We start from the raw sequence: 17,738 nt of genomic DNA, 5'->3' as shown, positions 1-17,738 counted from the left end.
GCCGAGTCGAGTGGTCGGTGGACGGATGGTGGGGGGCGGTGGCCAGGGGGCGTAGGGCCGTGGTCAGCGCGAGGAGGGGAGGGGGCGGGGGAGCAGCGGCCTCCTACCGCTTCATCGGATCGAAGGGTCTGATCGGTTCACCGGATCGCCGTCCCGTCCTCCCGCAGCTGCATCTGGGGCCTGCCGGTCACCAGGAGCCAGGCCGGCAGCGAGGCGACGCACAGCAGCGCGATGATCGTGGGGGAGGAGACCAGGACCGCGGCGACGAACAGGCTCACCCAGCCCTGCCGGGTGATGGCCAGGAGGACGCCGAGCACACCCGTCGCCACCCCGACCGCCGGATGCACGGCGGGGACGAGGGCGTGAGCGGTCAGTCCGAGGGCGACGCCCACGAACACCGCCGGGAAGATCCGCCCGCCGCGGAAGCCGCAGGACGCGGCGACGAGCAGCGCGGCCAGCTTCACCACCGTCATCGTGGCGAACTCTCCGGCCGTCCAGCCCTCGGGATCGTGAGCCAGCTCCCCGACCTCGTCCAGGCCCTTGAAGAGCGTCAGATGGCCGCCCACAGCCGCCAGCAGCCCCAGCACCACCCCGCCGGCCGGCAGCGCGAGCATGGGGTGCCGCAGCCGCGCGAACCCTCTGTGGACGTGAGGGAAGGCGCGCACGGCGGCCATGCCGAGCAGCGCGCCCACGGAGGCGATCACCATCGCCGACAGCAGATCGCCCCAGTCGGGCTGTCCGAAGGGAGGCAGCTCGAGTTCGAAGGACGGATGGGCGACCAGGGTCGTCGTCATCGAGCCGGCCGCGGCCGCGACGAGCGGCGCGAAGACGTTGTCCCACAGCGGCCCCTCGGTCCGCCGCCCCGCGAGCGCCTCGGAGATCAGCAGGGCCGCCGCGACCGGCGTTCCGAACAGTGCCCCGATGGTCGCCGCCTCCGCGAGCACCGGCCACGCCCGGCCCGGCGCCCGCGGCAGCAGTCGATGGCCCAGCCAGTACGCCACTGCCACGTTCACCGCGATGATCGGGTTCTCCGGGCCCAGACTCGGACCGCCGGCCAGCATCAGCATCGTCGCCAACAGCAGTCCCGGCAGCACCACGGGCGCCAGGACGGGGGTGTCGAGGCCGGTGGTCGCGGGATCGGGGCCCGCGTGCCCGGGCGCCTTCCACACCACCAGCCCGACCGCGAGACCCGTGGCGGTCAGCATGACGAACATCCACAGCACCGAGTAGCGCCCCACCCCCAGCGCGTCCGGCAGGTTCTTCCACAGCACGCCCTGAAGCCGCTCGGCCAGCCAGCTGACCAGCACGAGGAGCAGGCTCGCCAGCACACCGACGACCAGGGCGGGCAGGATCGAGGGCAGCAACGCGCGCGCGGGGCTCGCCGGGGAGGGAGGCGTCTGCCGCGCGGTGTCCTGGGCCACGGGATCACGATAATCGGACAAAACGGGCGTCGCTCGAGGGGGGAGCCGTCCGGAGAGCGGTAGTCGCCCAGCTGCCCGGGAAACGAACTTGCACCTCACGTCGCGTGAGGGCCCACCGTGGAGTGCGAACCGAGAAGGGAGCGGACGAAGTGAGCTACTCCGTAGGACAGGTCGCGGGCTTCGCCGGAGTGACGGTGCGCACCCTGCACCACTACGACGGCATCGGCCTGCTCGTGCCGAGCGAGCGCAGCGGCGCCGGCCACCGGCGCTACGGCGACGCCGACCTGGACCGGCTCCAGCAGATCCTGTTCTACCGAGAACTCGGCTTCCCGCTCGACGAGGTCGCCGCCCTGCTCGACGACCCGGAGGCGGACCCGCGCGCGCACCTGCGCCGTCAGCACGCGTTGCTGACCACCCGGATCGAGCAGCTTCAATCAATGGCCGCGGCCGTGGAACACGCCATGGAGGCACGTGAAATGGGTATCGACCTGACCCCCGAGGAACGCTTCGAGGTCTTCGGTGACAAGGACCCCGAGCAGTACGCCGAGGAGGCCGAGCGGCGGTGGGGCGGCACCGAGCTGTACGCGGAGTCACAGCGCCGGGCCGCCCGCTACACCAAGGAGGACTGGAAGCGCATGCAGGCGGAGGTGGCCGACTGGAGCGGACGCTACGACGCGCTCATGGGCGCCGGTGAACCGCCCACCGGCGAGCGGGCCATGGACATGGCCGAGGAACACCGGCGACACATCAGCGGCTGGTTCTACGAGTGCTCGTACGAACTCCACCGCTGCCTCGGCGAGATGTACGTCGCCGACGAGCGGTTCAAGGCGTTCTACGACTCCACCCGCCCGGGTCTCGCCGAGCACCTGAAGGAGGCGATCGACGCCAACGCGGCCCGGCACACGCACGCGTAGCGTCCCGGCCCGGGGTCACTCCCGGGCCACGACCACCGCCGTGCCGTACGCGCACACCTCGGTGCCGACGTCGGCGGCCTCCGTCACATCGAAGCGGAACGCCAGCACGGCGTTGGCGCCACGCGCGCGTGCCTGCTCCACGAGTCGGTCCATGGCCTGGTTGCGGGTTTCCACGAGCGTCTTGGTGAGGCCCTTCAGCTCACCGCCGATCATCGACTTCAGCCCTGCCCCGATCTGGCTCCCGAGGTGCCGCGAGCGCACCGTCAGCCCGAAGACCTCGCCGATGACCTGCTCGACCCGGTGCCCGGGTACGTCGTTGGTGGTGACGACCAGTACGTCCGGCTGGGGCCCCTGGCCGCCGCCGTATTCTTCGATGCCCATGCTCAAGGTTTGCCCGATCGGGCTCACGGTGCATCCTGGGGACCCCATGGAACCTGGGGCGGACGCAGGGCGTTGATAGCTTTGTGCGGCCGTAGAAGGACGCTGTCATTCCTCACCCCCGTCAGGAGCCCGGAACCGTGACGACCCTTGCCCTCGGACCGAGCTGGCTGGACCCCGACTACCTGCTCGACAGCTTCGGAATCTGGGGTCTGCTGCTCATCGTCTTCGCGGAGTCGGGCCTGCTCATCGGCTTCTTCCTGCCGGGGGACTCGCTGCTGTTCACGGCGGGTCTGCTGATCACGTCGAACCAGCTGGACTTCCCCCTGTGGGCGGCGATCGCCCTGATCTGCGTCGCCGCGATCCTGGGCGACCAGGCGGGCTACATGTTCGGCAAGAAGGTCGGCCCGTCCCTCTTCACCCGCCCGGACTCCCGCCTGTTCAAGCAGGAGAACGTCACCAAGGCGCACGAGTTCTTCGAGAAGTACGGCCCCAAGTCCCTGGTCCTGGCCCGCTTCGTGCCCATCGTGCGCACGTTCACGCCGATCATCGCCGGCGTCAGCGGCATGCGGTACCGCTCCTTCCTGATCTTCAACGTCATCGGCGGCGTCCTGTGGGGCGCGGGCGTGACCCTGCTCGGCTCCTGGCTGGGCAACATCGAGTTCGTGAAGACGAACATCGAGCCGATCCTGCTTCTGATCGTCCTCCTCTCGGTGGTCCCGATCATCATCGAGTTCCTCCGCGCCCGCTCCCGGTCCAGGACGAACCCCCCGCAGGACGGGCCCCGCGCCCAGCAGCCGCCGGTCATGGACGACGCCACGACCCAGCTCCGCCGCATCGAGGAGCACGACCCGTACGGCGGCCAGGGCCAGAGCGGCGATCAGGGCGACCACCAGCGGAACGACCACTACGGCCAGCAGTACCAGCAGTCTCCGGAGTACCAGCAGTACCAGCAGCAGTCCCAGCAGTTCCAGCAGTACCCGCAGCAGCAGTATCCCCAGGAGCAGACCTGGCAGCCGCAACCCCAGCAGGACTGGCACTCCCAGCACCAGAGCCAGCAGCAGCCGCAGCAGCCCGAGCAGCCCCAGAACGGCCAGTATCCGTACAACCAGGGTTACTGACGGGGCTCCGGTACGGGCGCGGGCCGTTGCGATGTGCGGCTCCGCCGCATGGGCGCGGCCGGCCGACCCGGCCGGCTGTCGCCACCGGAACCCGCTCCGCCCCGGCTGACGCCCCGCTCAGAACCCCCGCGTCCGCTTGGCGGCCCGCCGCTTCTCCGCGGACCCGATGCGCAGGAACAACCGCGAGATCTCCGACCCCAGGTTCACGCCGATGGCGATGGCCATCGCCAGCGCCGCGGCCTTGGTCAGGGAGACCAACCCCGCGTCCACCTCGTTCTGCGCGATGGCCAGTAGCCCGAAGTACGTGGCCGACCCCGGCAACAGGGGCCCGATCGCCGCGGTCGTGTAGGGCAGCGCCGACGCGAAGCGGTACCGCGACAACAGCTGCCCGAACAGTCCCACCACGCCCGCCGCGACGGCCGTGGAGGCCACCGGCGAGATGCCACCGGCGTAGTGCATGGCGCCGTACACCGACCAGGCGACGCCCCCGTTCAGCGTCACGGCCAGCACGGTGGACCGTTCCTGCTGGAGCAGTACCGCGAAGGTCAGCGACAGCAGCATCGACGCGCCGATCTGCCACAGCGGCCGCTCGGTGATGCCCAGGTAGGCGTCGGGGTTGAGATGGGCGCCGAGCTGCACGCCGAGGTAGAGCATCACCAGCACGCCGACGACGATGCCGACGAAGAAGTACATGACCTCCAGCAGGCGGGCGGCGGCGGTGATGTAGAAGCCGGTCAGACCGTCCTGGACGCCGGCCACCAGGGCCCGTCCGGGCAGCAGCGCGAACAGTCCACCGGTGATGACGGCGGAGGCCTTCACGTCGACGTGCCCGAGCGTCAGCGCGATGCCGATCGCGGCGGGCGGCATCGCGGCCACCAGGAACTGGTAGAACTCCGGCAGCCCTCGCCCGGCGCACAGCCACGCCAGCCGGTCGCCGAGCATCGCGCCGATCGCCGCCGCCACGAACACGATCAGGTCACCGCCGACGAGCACCGAGGCCGCGCCGGCGAGCAGTCCGCTCGCCGAGGTCAGCACCCAGGTCGGATACGGGTGCCGGTTGCGCCGCATCTCGGCGAGCCGCCGGTAGGCCTCCTCCAGGGAGATGTGCGTCTCGGGGTCGCTGAGGTCGTCGACGAGGTGGAAGACGGCCGCCAGCCGCGTGTAGTCGGTGCCCCGACGCCGCACGGTCCGTGAGGCCGTCACCGGATCCTCGACGAGGGAGGGCTGGTAGGAGATCGACAGCAGGGTGAACGTGACGTTCGGCTCGCAGCGGTCGAGGCCGTAGGAGCGGCAGACCGCGAACATCGCGGCCTCCACGTCCTCGGCGCCCTCCCCGCCCGCCAGCAGCAGCTCCCCGATGCGCAGCGTCAGGTCGAGCACGCGCGGAACGGCCGGGCCGCCCTCCTCCGCCTTGGGCGGCGGCTCCGGCGCGGGCCGCTCGGCCACCGGCATGCGCAGCATCGTCCGCATCCGGTCCTGCCAGGGCACGTCCTTGGTCAGACTGACCACGGGAGAGCCCTCGGCGGGCGTGAAGGCGGGCGGGGCGTGCCGTGAGCTGTACGTCCTCGGCACACTGAACGCCGAACCCTCGGACTCCGCGCCGGCCGCCTGCGCCACCTCCAGGCCGTCCGGGACGGCGAACTCCGAGGTGGTCTCCGACTCGCTCCCGCTCCTGGGGACGGCCAGTCCCCGCGGGATCGCGAACTCGGACGTGATCTCCGGATCGAACGTGCCCCTCGCCTCGTCCGACTCCGGCTTGCGGTCCTCCGCCTCCGTCACTGAGCAACGCTCCCTGAACGACACATTCCGTAGATCTCAGTATGCGCACCGACGTATGCCCACGACGATGTCCACCGTCATATGCCCACCCGTATGCCCACCGACGACGCCCACCCGCCACGGCGCACCGGCACGACAAAGGGCCGCACGCGAGCGTGCGGCCCTCTGCGGCCCCCTCAGGGGCCGGGCGACTCAGTGACCGCCCTGGTCCTTGAAGCGCTTGTACGACCGCTCGATCTCGGCCTCGGCGTCGGTGCGGCCCACCCAGTCGGCGCCCTCGACGGACTTGCCGGGCTCCAGGTCCTTGTAGACCTCGAAGAAGTGCTGGATCTCCAGCCGGTCGAACTCCGACACGTGGTGGATGTCCCGCAGGTGCTCCACGCGCGGGTCGGTCGACGGGACGCAGAGCAGCTTGTCGTCGCCGCCCGCCTCGTCGGTCATGCGGAACATGCCGATCGCGCGGCAGCGGATGAGGCAACCCGGGAAGGTCGGCTCGTCCAGGATGACCAGCGCGTCCAGCGGGTCACCGTCCTCGCCGAGAGTGTTCTCGACGAAGCCGTAGTCGGTCGGGTAGGCGGTCGAGGTGAAGAGTCGACGGTCCAGGCGGATCCGACCGGTCTCGTGGTCCACCTCGTACTTGTTCCGCGAACCCTTCGGGATCTCGATCGTGACGTCGAACTCCACCGGTGGCTCCTCCATGATCAGCACATAGTTCTGGTGGTTAAGTGTCCCTCACGCCGGTGTGTGATCGCGAAAGGGGCTGGTGATCGTGCCAGAGCTGAGGCCTTGGCGGGCCGCGAGACCGCACGTGGTGCGGGCCGCGGACGCCGTACGACCGCGTCTGGCACGGGCCGCAGGGCTCGTACGGCCACGTCTCGCGCGCGCTGCGGCGGCCGCCAAGCCGCGGGTCGCACGGCTCCGACAGGCGGCGAAACCGCAGCTCGCGCGGGTCACGCGACCGAAGCCGGGCCCCGCCTGGCGGTACACCGCGGGTGCGACGACCGCCGGACTGGCCCTGGCCGTCGGCGTGGCGACCACCGCCGGCCCCTGGGACTCCTCCGGTCAGCGTACGGCTGAGCGGGACCGGGCCGCCGCACTGGGTGGCGCAGATCACGGCCGCGGGACCGAAGGGTCCGGTACGTCCGACACCGCCGCCGGGGCGCCTCGGCCCGCACCCAGCGCCGGGTCGGTGCTGACGGGCCTCGGCGGCGCGACGACCACCGTCCGGTCGGCCCCTGGTTCCGCCGCCCTCACGCGTCTGCTCGGCCCACTCCTCGCCGACCCGGCTCTCGGCACCCGCCGTACGGCCGCCGTGGTCGACGTGACCACCGGCAAGCGGCTCTACGGCAGCGGCGCCGACCAGGCGCTCACCCCGGCCTCCACCACGAAGATCGCCACCGCGGTCGCCGCCCTGGCCGCGATGGGCGCGGACCACCGCCTCACCACCCGCACCACCCTTCAGCCGGGTACCAAGGACGTCGTGCTCGTCGGCGGCGGAGACCCCACCCTCACCGCCCGCGAGAGGCCCGAGGGCTGGGCCAGCCTGCGCGCCCTCGCCGCCTCGACGGCCGCGGCCCTGAAGAAACGCGGCATCACCCGGGCGACGCTGTCGTACGACACCACGCTGTACGCCGGCACCGAAGTTCACCCGATCGGAGTCAACCCGAACCTGGCCCGGGTCACCGCCCTGATCGCCGACGAGGGCCGCGCGGACGGCTCGACGAGCGGCCCGGCGACCCGCGTGCCCGACCCGGCGGCGGACGCGGCGGGAAAGTTCGCACAGTTCCTGCGGGAGCAGGGCGTCAGGGCGTCCGCGCCCGCCCCGTCGAAGGCCTCCGCGCGCGGGGGGACGCTGGCCACGGTCTCGTCACCCCCGCTCGCCTCCCTCGTCGAGCGGATGCTGACCAACAGCGACAACGACATCGCCGAGGCGCTCGCCCGCCATACCGCCCTCGCGACCGGCGTGCGCGCCGACTTCGCCGGCGCGGGCAAGGGGATCCGCACCCAGCTGGGACGGCTCGGACTGCCGTTGGACGGCGCCGACTTCAGGGACGGCAGCGGACTCGACCGGAACGACCGCCTCACCGCGAACCTCCTGACCGCGCTCCTCGTCAAGGCCGGCGACCCCGCCCGCCCCCACCTGCGCCCGGTCCTCACCGGCCTGCCCGTCGCCGGCTTCACCGGCACCCTCACCACCCGCTACACGGACGACGCGGCCTACGCCGCGGGGGTCGTCCGCGCCAAGACCGGCACCCTGACCGGCGTCAACACCCTCGCCGGCACGGTCGTCGACCGCGCCGGCCACGTCCTGGCCTTCGCCGTCCTCACCGCGAACACCACCGACCCGACCTCGGCCCAGTCAGCCCTGGACAGAGCCGCCACGGCCTTGGCGACCTGCGGCTGCGGCTGAGCCCCCTCCCGCGCCCACCGCCGGCGTCCGCGGGCATGCGGGCCGCTTGGACCGACCGGGGTTCCCCACGCGAGCGAAACCGAGCACGGCGGAGGAGGGGCGCAGCCGGCACCCCCTCGGCGCCGGGCCGCGCGACCCACCCCCGCGCCCTTGTCCGGCGCCGCCCCGCCGCTCCGCCCACGGCCACGCCAACCCGCCCCCGACCCCGAGCCGACCCTGACGCATCCCCCACTCCCTGCCCGCAACGTCACCCCTCACGTACGGTTGACGCATGACGAGCATCGGTGGTGCCTCTTCCGGGATGGTCGACTGGAACCTCGCGGTCGCGACCGCGACCCGCCTCGTACGGCCGGGCCCAGAGGTGAGCCGGGAGGAGGCTCGCGCCGTCGTCGCGGAACTGCGCAGGCACGCCAAGGCCTCGGAAGGACACGTCCGGGGCTTCACCCGCATGGGCACCGAGGACCTCCACGACACCCCTGTCCTGGTCGTCGACCGGCCGGGCTGGATCCGGGCGAACGTGGCCGGCTTCCGGGAGATCCTCAAACCCCTCCTCGACAAGATGGAGGAACGCCGCGGCGGCGGCGCCGGCGGCGCGGTCCTGGGCGCGGTCGGCGGCAAGGTCACCGGCGTCGAACTCGGCATGCTGCTGTCGTTCCTGTCCTCCCGCGTCCTCGGCCAGTACGAGACTTTCGCCCCCGCCACCCGCGAGCTGCCCGCGGGTGCCAACGGCGCCGGCCGTCTGCTCCTCGTCGCGCCGAACATCGTGCACGTCGAACGCGAACTCGACGTGAACCCCCACGACTTCCGCCTCTGGGTGTGCCTGCACGAGGAGACGCACCGCACGCAGTTCTCCGCGGTGCCCTGGCTCCGCGACCACCTGGAGGGTGAAATCCAGTCCTTCTTGGCGGAGACGGACGTCGACCCCATGACGTTCCTGGAGCGGGTCAGGGAAGCGGCCCAGTCCCTCGTCGGCGGGCGCCCCGAGGGGGAGGAGGACGACGGCGGCCGCTCCCTGGTCGAGCTGGTCCAGAGCCCCGCCCAGCGGGAGATCCTCGCCCGGCTCACCGCCGTGATGTCCCTGCTGGAGGGGCACGCCGACTTCGTGATGGACGGCGTCGGCCCGGACGTCGTACCGACGGTCGCCGAGATCCGGGAGAAGTTCCAGCAGCGTCGAGCCAAGGGTGCCTCGCGGCTGGACACGGCGCTGCGCAAGCTGCTCGGCCTGGATGCCAAACTCCGGCAGTACCAGGACGGTGAGCGGTTCGTGCGGGCCGTCGTCGACCAGGTCGGCATGGACGGCTTCAACCGCGTGTGGACCTCGCCGAACACCCTCCCCACCAAGGCCGAGATCGCCGAACCGGCGGACTGGGTCACGCGGGTGCACCGTAAGAGCGAGTCGTGAACCGGCGAATCCGTGGCGAGCGCGGCGAGCGCGGCGAGCGCGGTGAGCGCGCGTCGTCCGCCGTGAATCGAAATCGGCCGAGGGCAGGAGAACGCCCCTTCATTCACCCGTCCGAGGGACCGTGAGTCCCCGGCAGGCGTGCAATGCTCGGGGAACGGCCCGGTTCTGTCACCATCGACACACTCTGCGTGACCGACCTCGGGTTCAACCCCCGAAAATTTCATGAAGGGAACCGGACATGGGTCCCCATCCTGCGGTCGCGGCGATACGCCTGGCGGTCCGCCGCGTCCTCCACGACATCCTCACCCACCACGGCACCGGTGACGCCACCTCGCACGAGCCTCCGCCCTCGCCGCTCGTGCTCGTGGCCTGCTCCGGCGGCGCCGACTCCATGGCGCTCGCCTCGGCTCTCGCCTTCGAGGCCCCCAAGCTCGGCATCCGCGCCGGCGGCGTCACCGTCGACCACGGCCTCCAGCCCGGCTCCGACCTGCGCGCCGACGAGGTCGTCCTGCGGCTGCGCGAACTCGGCCTCGACCCGGTGGAGGCCGCCGCCGTCACCGTCGGCCGTGAAGGCGGCCCCGAGGCCGCCGCCCGCGACGCCCGCTACGCCGCCCTCGACGCCGCCGCCGACCGCCACGGCGCCGCCGCGATCCTCCTCGGCCACACCCGCGACGACCAGGCCGAGACCGTCCTCCTCGGCCTCGCCCGCGGCTCGGGCATCCGCTCCCTGTCCGGAATGGCCGCGGTCTCGGGGGCCGGCGGCCGTTACCGCCGGCCCTTCCTCCAGCTCGACCGGCAGACCGCCCGCAAGGCCTGCATGGCCCAGTCCCTCCCCGTCTGGGACGACCCGCACAACGCCGACCCGGCCTACACCCGCTCCCGGCTGCGCCACGAAGGCCTGCCCGCCCTGGAGAAGGCCCTCGGCAAGGGCGTCGTGGAAGCCCTCGCCCGAACGGCCCAGCTCTCCCGCGACGACGCCGACGCCCTCGACGCCTGGGCGGGCCAGGCCGAGGCCGCCGTACGGGACGACACCGGTCTGCTGGAGTGCGCCAAGCTCTACGCCCTGCCGCCCGCCGTGCGCCGTCGCATCCTGCGCCGCGCCGCCATCGAGGCGGGTGCCCCGGCCGGTTCGCTGTTCGCCCGGCACATCGAGGAGATCGACCGGCTGATCACCGGCTGGCGCGGCCAGGGAGCCATCAATCTCCCCGGCAAAGTCGTCGCCCAGCGCCAGGGTGGCAGACTGGTGATTCGGCAAGGCTGAATCCCGACCCTCCACTCGGAGGGGCGGCGGCCGGTGGGACGACCGAAAGTGATGCGGGTGGACGCGAAAGACATGGGTGCCGACCTCAAGACGGTGCTCATCACCAAGGAAGAGATCGACGCCAAGCTGGCGGAGCTGGCGGCGAAGATCGATGCGGAATACGCGGGCAAGGACCTGCTCATCGTCGGCGTCCTCAAGGGCGCGGTGATGGTGATGGCCGACCTCGCACGGGCGCTGTCCACCCCCGTCACCATGGACTGGATGGCCGTGTCCTCCTACGGCGCCGGCACCCAGTCCTCCGGTGTGGTGCGCATCCTCAAGGACCTCGACACCGACATCAAGGGCAAGCACGTCCTGATCGTCGAGGACATCATCGACTCCGGACTGACCCTGTCCTGGCTGCTGTCCAACCTCGGCTCGCGCGAGCCGGCCTCCCTCAAGGTGTGCACGCTGCTGCGCAAGCCCGACGCGGCCAAGGTCGCGATCGACGTGGAGTGGGTGGGCTTCGACATCCCCAACGAGTTCGTCGTGGGTTACGGCCTCGACTACGCGGAGAAGTACCGCAACCTCCCGTTCGTCGGCACGCTCGCGCCCCACGTCTACGGCGGCTGAGCCACAAGAGCGTCCTGATGGGGACGATCGGGAACCCCAGCGGGTCCCGCGCCGTTGGAGCATGCAGACGGGTTCGCCAGACTTCCCGTGCGGCTTCGCGCGACAATGCTGGGGTACCGTCAGAAGAACTGTCTTATCAAACTCACTATGGCAGGAGGGACGGGGCGGCACCGCTCCGTATGGATGGACGTGAAGCGATACTTCCGTGGGCCGGTCATGTGGATCGTGCTGGCCGTCCTTGCCGTGGTCGTGTTGATGCAGGTCGTCGGCTCGTCCGGTGGCCACAAGACGGTGGACACCGGCCAGGTCGTTGCAGCGATCAACGACAACAAGGTCGAGTCGGCCAAGCTCACCACCGGTGACGAGCAGATCATCAAGGTCACGCTCAAGGACGGCACAAAGGTCGAGGGCAGCTCGAAGATCCAGGCGAGCTACATCGGCGATCAGGGCGTGACCATCGCCAACACCCTGCAGACCAAATACCAGGACAAGCAGATTCCGGACGGCTACACGGTCTCTCCGACGAAGCAGAACGCCTTCGTCGGGATCCTGCTGTCCCTGCTCCCCTTCGTCCTCATCGTCGTCGTCTTCCTGTTCCTGATGAATCAGATGCAGGGTGGCGGCTCCCGGGTCATGAACTTCGGCAAGTCCAAGGCGAAGCTCATCACCAAGGACACGCCGAAGACGACGTTCGCGGACGTCGCCGGTTCGGACGAGGCCGTCGAGGAACTCCACGAGATCAAGGAGTTCCTCCAGGAACCGGCGAAGTTCCAGGCCGTCGGCGCCAAGATTCCCAAGGGTGTGCTCCTGTACGGGCCTCCCGGCACCGGCAAGACCCTGCTCGCGCGCGCCGTCGCCGGCGAGGCGGGCGTCCCCTTCTACTCGATCTCCGGTTCCGACTTCGTCGAGATGTTCGTCGGTGTCGGTGCCTCCCGTGTGCGTGACCTCTTCGAGCAGGCCAAGGCGAACGCCCCGGCGATCGTCTTCGTCGACGAGATCGACGCGGTCGGCCGCCATCGCGGCGCCGGCCTCGGCGGCGGTCACGACGAGCGCGAGCAGACGCTGAACCAGCTGCTCGTCGAGATGGACGGCTTCGACGTGAAGGGCGGCGTGATCCTCATCGCCGCCACGAACCGGCCCGACATCCTCGACCCGGCGCTGCTGCGCCCCGGCCGTTTCGACCGCCAGATCGCGGTCGACCGCCCGGACATGCAGGGCCGTCTGGAGATCCTCAAGGTCCACCAGAAGGGCAAGCCGGTCGCGCCCGACGTCGACCTGGCCGCCGTCGCCCGCCGCACCCCCGGCTTCACGGGTGCCGATCTCTCCAACGTGCTGAACGAGGCCGCGCTGCTGACGGCCCGCTCGGACCGGAAGCTGATCGACAACCACATGCTGGACGAGGCGATCGACCGTGTGGTCGCGGGCCCGCAGAAGCGGACCAGGATCATGTCGGACAAGGAGAAGAAGATCACCGCGTACCACGAGGGCGGCCACGCCCTGGTCGCGGCTGCTTCCCCCAACTCCGACCCGGTCCACAAGATCACGATCCTGTCCCGCGGCCGGGCGCTCGGCTACACGATGGTGCTCCCGGACGAGGACAAGTACTCGACCACCCGTAACGAGATGCTCGACCAGCTCGCCTACATGCTGGGCGGTCGCGCGGCCGAGGAACTGGTCTTCCACGACCCGACCACGGGCGCCGCGAACGACATCGAGAAGGCCACTGCCACGGCCCGCGCGATGGTCACCCAGTACGGCATGACCGAGCGTCTCGGCGCCATCAAGTTCGGCGGCGACAACACCGAGCCCTTCCTCGGCCGTGAGATGGCCCACCAGCGCGACTACTCGGAAGAGGTCGCCGCGCTGGTCGACGAAGAGGTCAAGAAGCTCATCGAGAACGCGCACAACGAGGCCTGGGAGATCCTGGTCGAGAACCGCGACGTCCTCGACAACCTGGTGCTCCGCCTGCTGGAGAAGGAGACGCTGAACAAGGAGGAGATCGCCGAGATCTTCTCCGCCATCGTCAAGCGCCCGGCACGGCCCGCCTGGACCGGCTCCTCGCGGCGTACGCCGTCGACCCGTCCGCCGGTGCTCTCCCCCAGGGAGCTGGCACTGACCAACGGGGCCAACGGCGCGACGCCCGCGATCAGCACGGCCAAGTCGGCCGCGGTGGACCCCGCCCCGGTGGCCGAACCGGCCCCCGAGGAGCGTCCGGAGAGCTGACGCCCCGGGTCCCGGTGACGCCACCAGGCCCGGAATGCATGCCGCGCCCCCCAGGTTCTAGCCTGGGGGGCGCGGCATTTCGGTTACGGCCGCCGCACTCCACGCGTGATCCACACGCGACCCGTACAGGAACGAGGCACCCGAATGACCGACCCCGTGACGCTGGACGGCGAAGGCCCCGTCGGCGAGTTCGACGAGAAGCGGGCCGAGAACGCCGTACGCGAACTGCTGATCGCGGTCGGCGAGAATCCTGACCGGGAGGGACTGCGGGAGACGCCCGCGCGGGTGGCCCGCGCCTACCGGGAGATATTCGCGGGGCTCTGGCAGGTGCCCGAGGACGTTCTGACGACGACGTTCGACATCGGGCACGACGAGATGGTGCTCGTGAAGGACATCGAGGTCTACAGCACCTGTGAACATCATCTGGTGCCGTTCCGTGGGGTCGCGCACGTCGGGTACATCCCGGCCACCAGTGGAAAGATCACCGGCCTGTCCAAGCTGGCCCGGCTGGTGGACGTCTACGCCCGGCGCCCCCAGGTGCAGGAACGTCTCACCACCCAGATCGCGGACTCCCTGATGGAGATCCTTGAGCCGCGTGGAGTCATCGTCGTGGTGGAGTGCGAACACATGTGCATGTCGATGCGTGGTATCCGCAAGCCCGGCGCCAAGACGCTCACGTCGGCGGTGCGCGGACAGCTGCGGGACGCGGCGACGCGCAACGAGGCGATGAGCCTGATCATGGCGCGCTGAGAACGCTCAGGGCGGGCTGCTGAGACGGGCTGAGGCGGATCCGGCGGCGGATCAGGCCGTCGAGGCCGCTCCCGAGGTGTCGTCGTCGTCTTCGGGGAGCTTGCAGACGCGCTCCAGGAAGATGGCCGCCGCTATGACACCGATGCCGGCCAGGACCGAGAACCCGGCGTAGATCGCCTGGTCGCGGCGGGCGGGGATGTCGAGGGACTCCAGCAGGAAGGCGCCCACACCGCCGTACATGCCCGCGACGAGGGCGGCGACGAGCGCGCTGGCCTGGCCGAAGACGACCGCTCGGGCCGCCATCAGGGGATCGACGCCCTTGGCCTCGGGACGGCGCTCGCGCTGCGCCTTGAGACGGGAGCGGATCGAGAGCGCCGTGGCCAGCAGCACCACGGCGATCACGGCGAGGACGACGGGGGCGGCCAGCGGAACGCTGGGCAGGGTCCCGATCGAGTTCCAGAGGCGGGCGCCCGCCCACGACAGAACACCCGCGACGGCGAAGACACCGACCAGCATCCTGATGCGCAGCTCTCTCACGGTGTCCCTTCGGTTCCCCCGGGTTCCGCGGCGGGTGGCCGGGGAACGTCTCGTCCTGACCTTAACGACTACTCGGGCAGCCGGAGTTCCAGGTCCTCGCGGGCGGCCACGCCGTCCCGCGTCACGGTACCGAGCAGCTCGGCGACAGCGCCGCGGCCGGGCACCTCCGCGCCGGGCTCCACGTCGTGCCACGGGGCGAGGACGAAGGCGCGTTCGTGGGCGCGCGGGTGGGGCAGGGTCAGGGACGGGTCCTCGGAGACGACGTCGGCGTACGCGACGATGTCGATGTCCAGGGTGCGCGCGCCCCAGCGCTCGTCCCGTACGCGGTGGAAGGCCTCCTCGACCGCGTGCGCCCGCTCCAGGAGGGACGACGGCGGGAGTGTCGTCTTCAGGATGACGACCGCGTTGAAGTACGAGGGCTGGCTGCCCGGCTCCACGCCCCACGGCTCGGTCTCGTACACCGGAGAGACGGCCTTGACGCGCACGCCCGGCGTGTCCTCCAGGGCGTCGATGGCGCCCTGGAGGGTCTCCAGGCGGTTGCCGAGGTTGGAGCCGAGGGAGATCACGGCCCGCCTCGGGTTGTGGAGCGTGGTGTCGGCGGCGTCGACCTGCTGGACGACGGAGGTGGGCACCGGCTGTACGGTCGGGTCGCTCTGGCCCCCGGTGAAGAACGCGGTCATGCCCGGCTCCGGGTGATGGTGACGGTCACGTCGTCGAAGGGGACCGTGATCGGCGCGTCCGGCTTGTGGACGCAGACCTCGACCTCCTGGACCTCTTGGTGCTTCAGGCAGGCCTGGGCGATGCGCTCGGCGAGCGTCTCGATGAGGTCGACCGGCTCGCCCTGGACGACGGCCACGACGTCCTCGGCCACGATGCCGTAGTGCACGGTCTTCGCCAGGTCGTCGTCGGCCGCGGCCGGACGGGTGTCCAGGCCCAGGACGAGGTCCACGATGAAGGTCTGGCCCTCCTCGCGCTCCCTGGGGAACACACCGTGGTACCCGCGGGCCTTGAGGCCGCGCAGCGCGACACGATCCACGCGAATCACTCCTGAAGTCGTCGGGAACGGCCGGTTCCGTGCCGTGTGCGGGGCGGCACACCGGCCTCGAACGAATCTACCTGCGAGCACCGACACGGCCGGGCCGCGGGGACACCGGCCGTGTCGCAGCCGACAGGATTCACCGTGGGTTTCCCCGGGAACTCCCAGCGGCTCACGGGCCGGTACCCGCCCGTACCCGGACGTTCGTGATTCCGACCACGTCCCGGTCCCGGCGGCTCACCCGTCATCCTTGGCGGCTACCCGCTCAGGAGGGGGTTTCCTCGTCCTCGTCCTCGGCGTCCTCGGTGTTCTCGGCCATGACCGGGGACGCGTGGTGCGACCAGAGCTTCCACCCGTCGGGGGTGCGGCGGAACACGTTGGTGGCGACCACCAACTGGCCCACGAGGGGCCCCAGCTCCTCGCCGGCCTCCGGGGCGGGGCCACCGCTGAGGATGTTCTCGGTGCAGGTCACCAGGGCCGTGTCGCCGGTGACGGACACATGGACGTCGGTGAGGAAGAACTGGATGTAGTCGGTGTTCGCCATGATCAGCGCGTACGACCGCAGCACCTCGCCGCGCCCGGTGAGCACCGGCCATCCCGGATGCACGCAGGAGACGACACCCGCGTCCGCCGGATCGTGGAACTCCTCGTCGACGCCCAGGTCGGCGGGGGTGAGCCAGAGCGAGGACACCTCGTCGAAGTCACCCCGTTCGAGTGCCTCGTAGAAGGCCGTGTTCGCGGCCTCGACCTGCTCGACATCGGTGTGGGAGGCGCTCACCGGGCTCCTTCTGCGCCGTGCGGGGTGGGTGCGGGACGCACGTCGTGCGGGGTGGGCGCGCCGGGGGCGCCGTGCGCTCCGTCTGTGGTGCCGGCACCCGTGTCGGTAGCCGTGCCGGACGTGACCGTCACCGTCGCGGGTGTGTGCGTGGGAGGTGCGTGCGTCGCGGAGGGCGCCTGGCGTGACGCGACCGCGCCGGGCGCGTGGTCGTCCTCGCGCGCCCCTTCCACGGCGCGCGCGACGCGCACCGCGTCCGCTGTCGCGCGCACCTCGTGCACGCGCACCGCCCACGCGCCGGCCTGCGCCGCGAGGGCGGAGACGGCGGCCGTGGCGGCGTCGCGCTCGCGCGCGGGCGGGGGCGCGCCCTGCGGACCCGCCAGTACCCGGCCGAGGAACCGCTTGCGGGAGGCGGCGACGAGCAGGGGGTGGCCCAGGCCGTGCAGCCGGTCGAGACGGGCGAGCAGGGAGAGATCGTGGCCGGCCTCCTTGGAGAAGCCCAGCCCCGGGTCGACGACCACCCGGTCCGGCGCGATGCCGCCCGCCAGGACGGCGTCCACGCGCGCGTGCAGTTCGTCGACGACTTCGCGGACGACGTCGTCGTAGACGCCCTTGACGTTGCCGCCCTCCAGGAAGCCGCGCCAGTGCATGACGACGAAGGGGGCGCCCGCGTCGGCGACGACCGGGATCATCTCCCGGTCGGCGAGGCCGCCGCTGACGTCGTTGACGAGGGCGGCGCCCGCGCTGAGGGCCCGGGCGGCGACGGAGGCGCGCATGGTGTCGACGGAGACGACGACGCCTTCGGAGGCGAGGCCGCGGACGACGGGGACGACCCGCCGGAGTTCCTCGGCCTCGTCGACACGGGTGGCGCCGGGCCGGGTGGACTCACCGCCGACGTCGACCAGGTCGGCACCCTCGGCGACCATCGCGAGTCCGTGCTTGACGGCGGCCGCCGTGTCGAACCAGCGGCCGCCGTCGGAGAAGGAGTCGGGCGTCACGTTGACGACCCCCATGACCGCGCAGCGGTCCCAGTCCGGAAGGCCGGCGACGCGCCCTCGTCCGCTCTGCTTGCTCATACGTTCAGCGTAGGCCCAGCGGGGGACCGCCGTGCCGGGCGGC

Annotated in this window: 16 protein-coding genes and 1 pseudogene; 8 read left to right on the top strand and 9 right to left on the bottom strand. The window is 71.2% G+C overall.

Annotated elements, in window-relative coordinates; genetic code table 11:
• Positions 1-137: 137 nt before the first annotated feature.
• Positions 138-1,421: an ion channel protein gene (locus ACZ5Y0_RS14230; RefSeq protein ID WP_469128950.1), complete on the bottom strand. Its 1,284-nt coding sequence runs from the start codon at positions 1,419-1,421 to the stop codon at positions 138-140.
• A gap of 149 nt (positions 1,422-1,570) precedes the next feature.
• On the opposite strand from ACZ5Y0_RS14230, the gene ACZ5Y0_RS14225 reads away from it, so the two are divergent.
• A complete protein-coding gene (locus tag ACZ5Y0_RS14225; RefSeq protein WP_469128949.1) occupies positions 1,571-2,335 on the top strand; it encodes a MerR family transcriptional regulator in 765 nt (254 codons plus the stop codon).
• A 15-nt stretch (positions 2,336-2,350) separates the two neighbouring features.
• On the opposite strand, the gene ACZ5Y0_RS14220 is transcribed toward ACZ5Y0_RS14225, so the two are convergent.
• Positions 2,351-2,716 (bottom strand): YbjQ family protein, encoded by a 366-nt coding sequence (locus ACZ5Y0_RS14220; protein WP_073495697.1) that lies wholly within the window; start codon positions 2,714-2,716, stop codon positions 2,351-2,353.
• A 137-nt stretch (positions 2,717-2,853) separates the two neighbouring features.
• Here ACZ5Y0_RS14220 and ACZ5Y0_RS14215 point away from each other — a divergent pair, with 137 nt between their 5' ends.
• On the top strand, positions 2,854-3,834 hold the full coding sequence (locus tag ACZ5Y0_RS14215; RefSeq protein ID WP_469128948.1) for a DedA family protein: 981 nt from the start codon (positions 2,854-2,856) through the stop codon (positions 3,832-3,834).
• Between the two features lie 117 nt (positions 3,835-3,951).
• Here the strand turns inward: ACZ5Y0_RS14215 and ACZ5Y0_RS14210 are convergent, their stop codons facing one another.
• Both ACZ5Y0_RS14210 and ACZ5Y0_RS14205 read right to left on the bottom strand, forming a co-directional pair.
• Positions 3,952-5,613: a threonine/serine exporter family protein gene (locus ACZ5Y0_RS14210; protein WP_469128947.1), complete on the bottom strand. Its 1,662-nt coding sequence runs from the start codon at positions 5,611-5,613 to the stop codon at positions 3,952-3,954.
• A gap of 192 nt (positions 5,614-5,805) precedes the next feature.
• The gene (locus ACZ5Y0_RS14205) at positions 5,806-6,297 is read right to left on the bottom strand and encodes an inorganic diphosphatase (RefSeq protein ID WP_007452023.1); all 492 of its coding nucleotides are present in this window, start codon (positions 6,295-6,297) and stop codon (positions 5,806-5,808) included.
• Positions 6,298-6,376: 79 nt separating this feature from the next.
• Between ACZ5Y0_RS14205 and dacB the strand changes: the two genes are divergently transcribed.
• From dacB to folE, 6 genes are all read left to right on the top strand, one after another.
• Positions 6,377-8,023 (top strand): D-alanyl-D-alanine carboxypeptidase/D-alanyl-D-alanine endopeptidase, encoded by a 1,647-nt coding sequence (gene dacB / locus ACZ5Y0_RS14200; protein ID WP_469128946.1) that lies wholly within the window; start codon positions 6,377-6,379, stop codon positions 8,021-8,023.
• 271 nt (positions 8,024-8,294) lie between these two features.
• Positions 8,295-9,425 (top strand): zinc-dependent metalloprotease, encoded by a 1,131-nt coding sequence (locus ACZ5Y0_RS14195; RefSeq protein WP_469128945.1) that lies wholly within the window; start codon positions 8,295-8,297, stop codon positions 9,423-9,425.
• A 238-nt stretch (positions 9,426-9,663) separates the two neighbouring features.
• Positions 9,664-10,686: a tRNA lysidine(34) synthetase TilS gene (gene tilS / locus ACZ5Y0_RS14190; protein WP_469128944.1), complete on the top strand. Its 1,023-nt coding sequence runs from the start codon at positions 9,664-9,666 to the stop codon at positions 10,684-10,686.
• Between the two features lie 51 nt (positions 10,687-10,737).
• Positions 10,738-11,298, top strand: a complete 561-nt coding sequence (hpt, locus tag ACZ5Y0_RS14185) for a hypoxanthine phosphoribosyltransferase (RefSeq protein WP_469129183.1) — start codon at positions 10,738-10,740, stop codon at positions 11,296-11,298.
• A gap of 183 nt (positions 11,299-11,481) precedes the next feature.
• On the top strand, positions 11,482-13,521 hold the full coding sequence (ftsH, locus tag ACZ5Y0_RS14180) for an ATP-dependent zinc metalloprotease FtsH (protein WP_469129182.1): 2,040 nt from the start codon (positions 11,482-11,484) through the stop codon (positions 13,519-13,521).
• A 144-nt stretch (positions 13,522-13,665) separates the two neighbouring features.
• A complete protein-coding gene (gene folE, locus ACZ5Y0_RS14175) occupies positions 13,666-14,271 on the top strand; it encodes a GTP cyclohydrolase I FolE (protein ID WP_469128943.1) in 606 nt (201 codons plus the stop codon).
• Positions 14,272-14,322: 51 nt separating this feature from the next.
• On the opposite strand, the gene ACZ5Y0_RS14170 is transcribed toward folE, so the two are convergent.
• The 5 genes and pseudogenes from ACZ5Y0_RS14170 to folP all read right to left on the bottom strand — a co-directional run.
• A complete protein-coding gene (locus tag ACZ5Y0_RS14170; protein ID WP_469128942.1) occupies positions 14,323-14,808 on the bottom strand; it encodes a DUF3180 domain-containing protein in 486 nt (161 codons plus the stop codon).
• Between the two features lie 68 nt (positions 14,809-14,876).
• Positions 14,877-15,488 carry a 2-amino-4-hydroxy-6-hydroxymethyldihydropteridine diphosphokinase gene (gene folK / locus ACZ5Y0_RS14165; protein ID WP_469128941.1) on the bottom strand — a complete coding sequence of 204 codons (612 nt, stop codon included), beginning with the start codon at positions 15,486-15,488 and terminating at the stop codon, positions 14,877-14,879.
• Entirely contained in the window at positions 15,485-15,844 is a 360-nt protein-coding gene (gene folB, locus ACZ5Y0_RS14160; RefSeq protein ID WP_469128940.1) for a dihydroneopterin aldolase, read from the bottom strand. Before folB ends, folK begins: the two co-directional genes overlap by 4 nt.
• 265 nt (positions 15,845-16,109) lie before the next feature.
• Positions 16,110-16,622, bottom strand: coding sequence for a nuclear transport factor 2 family protein (locus ACZ5Y0_RS14155; RefSeq protein ID WP_469128939.1), 513 nt, complete (start codon positions 16,620-16,622; stop codon positions 16,110-16,112).
• A gap of 209 nt (positions 16,623-16,831) precedes the next feature.
• Positions 16,832-17,695: pseudogene (gene folP / locus ACZ5Y0_RS14150) on the bottom strand (dihydropteroate synthase); the annotation flags it as partial.
• Between the last annotated feature and the right edge of the window lie 43 nt (positions 17,696-17,738).

Source organism: Streptomyces sp. NPDC033216, assembly GCF_055577115.1.
Note: the sequence above shows the minus strand (reverse complement) of the source record. Positions and strands in the feature narration are given on the sequence as shown.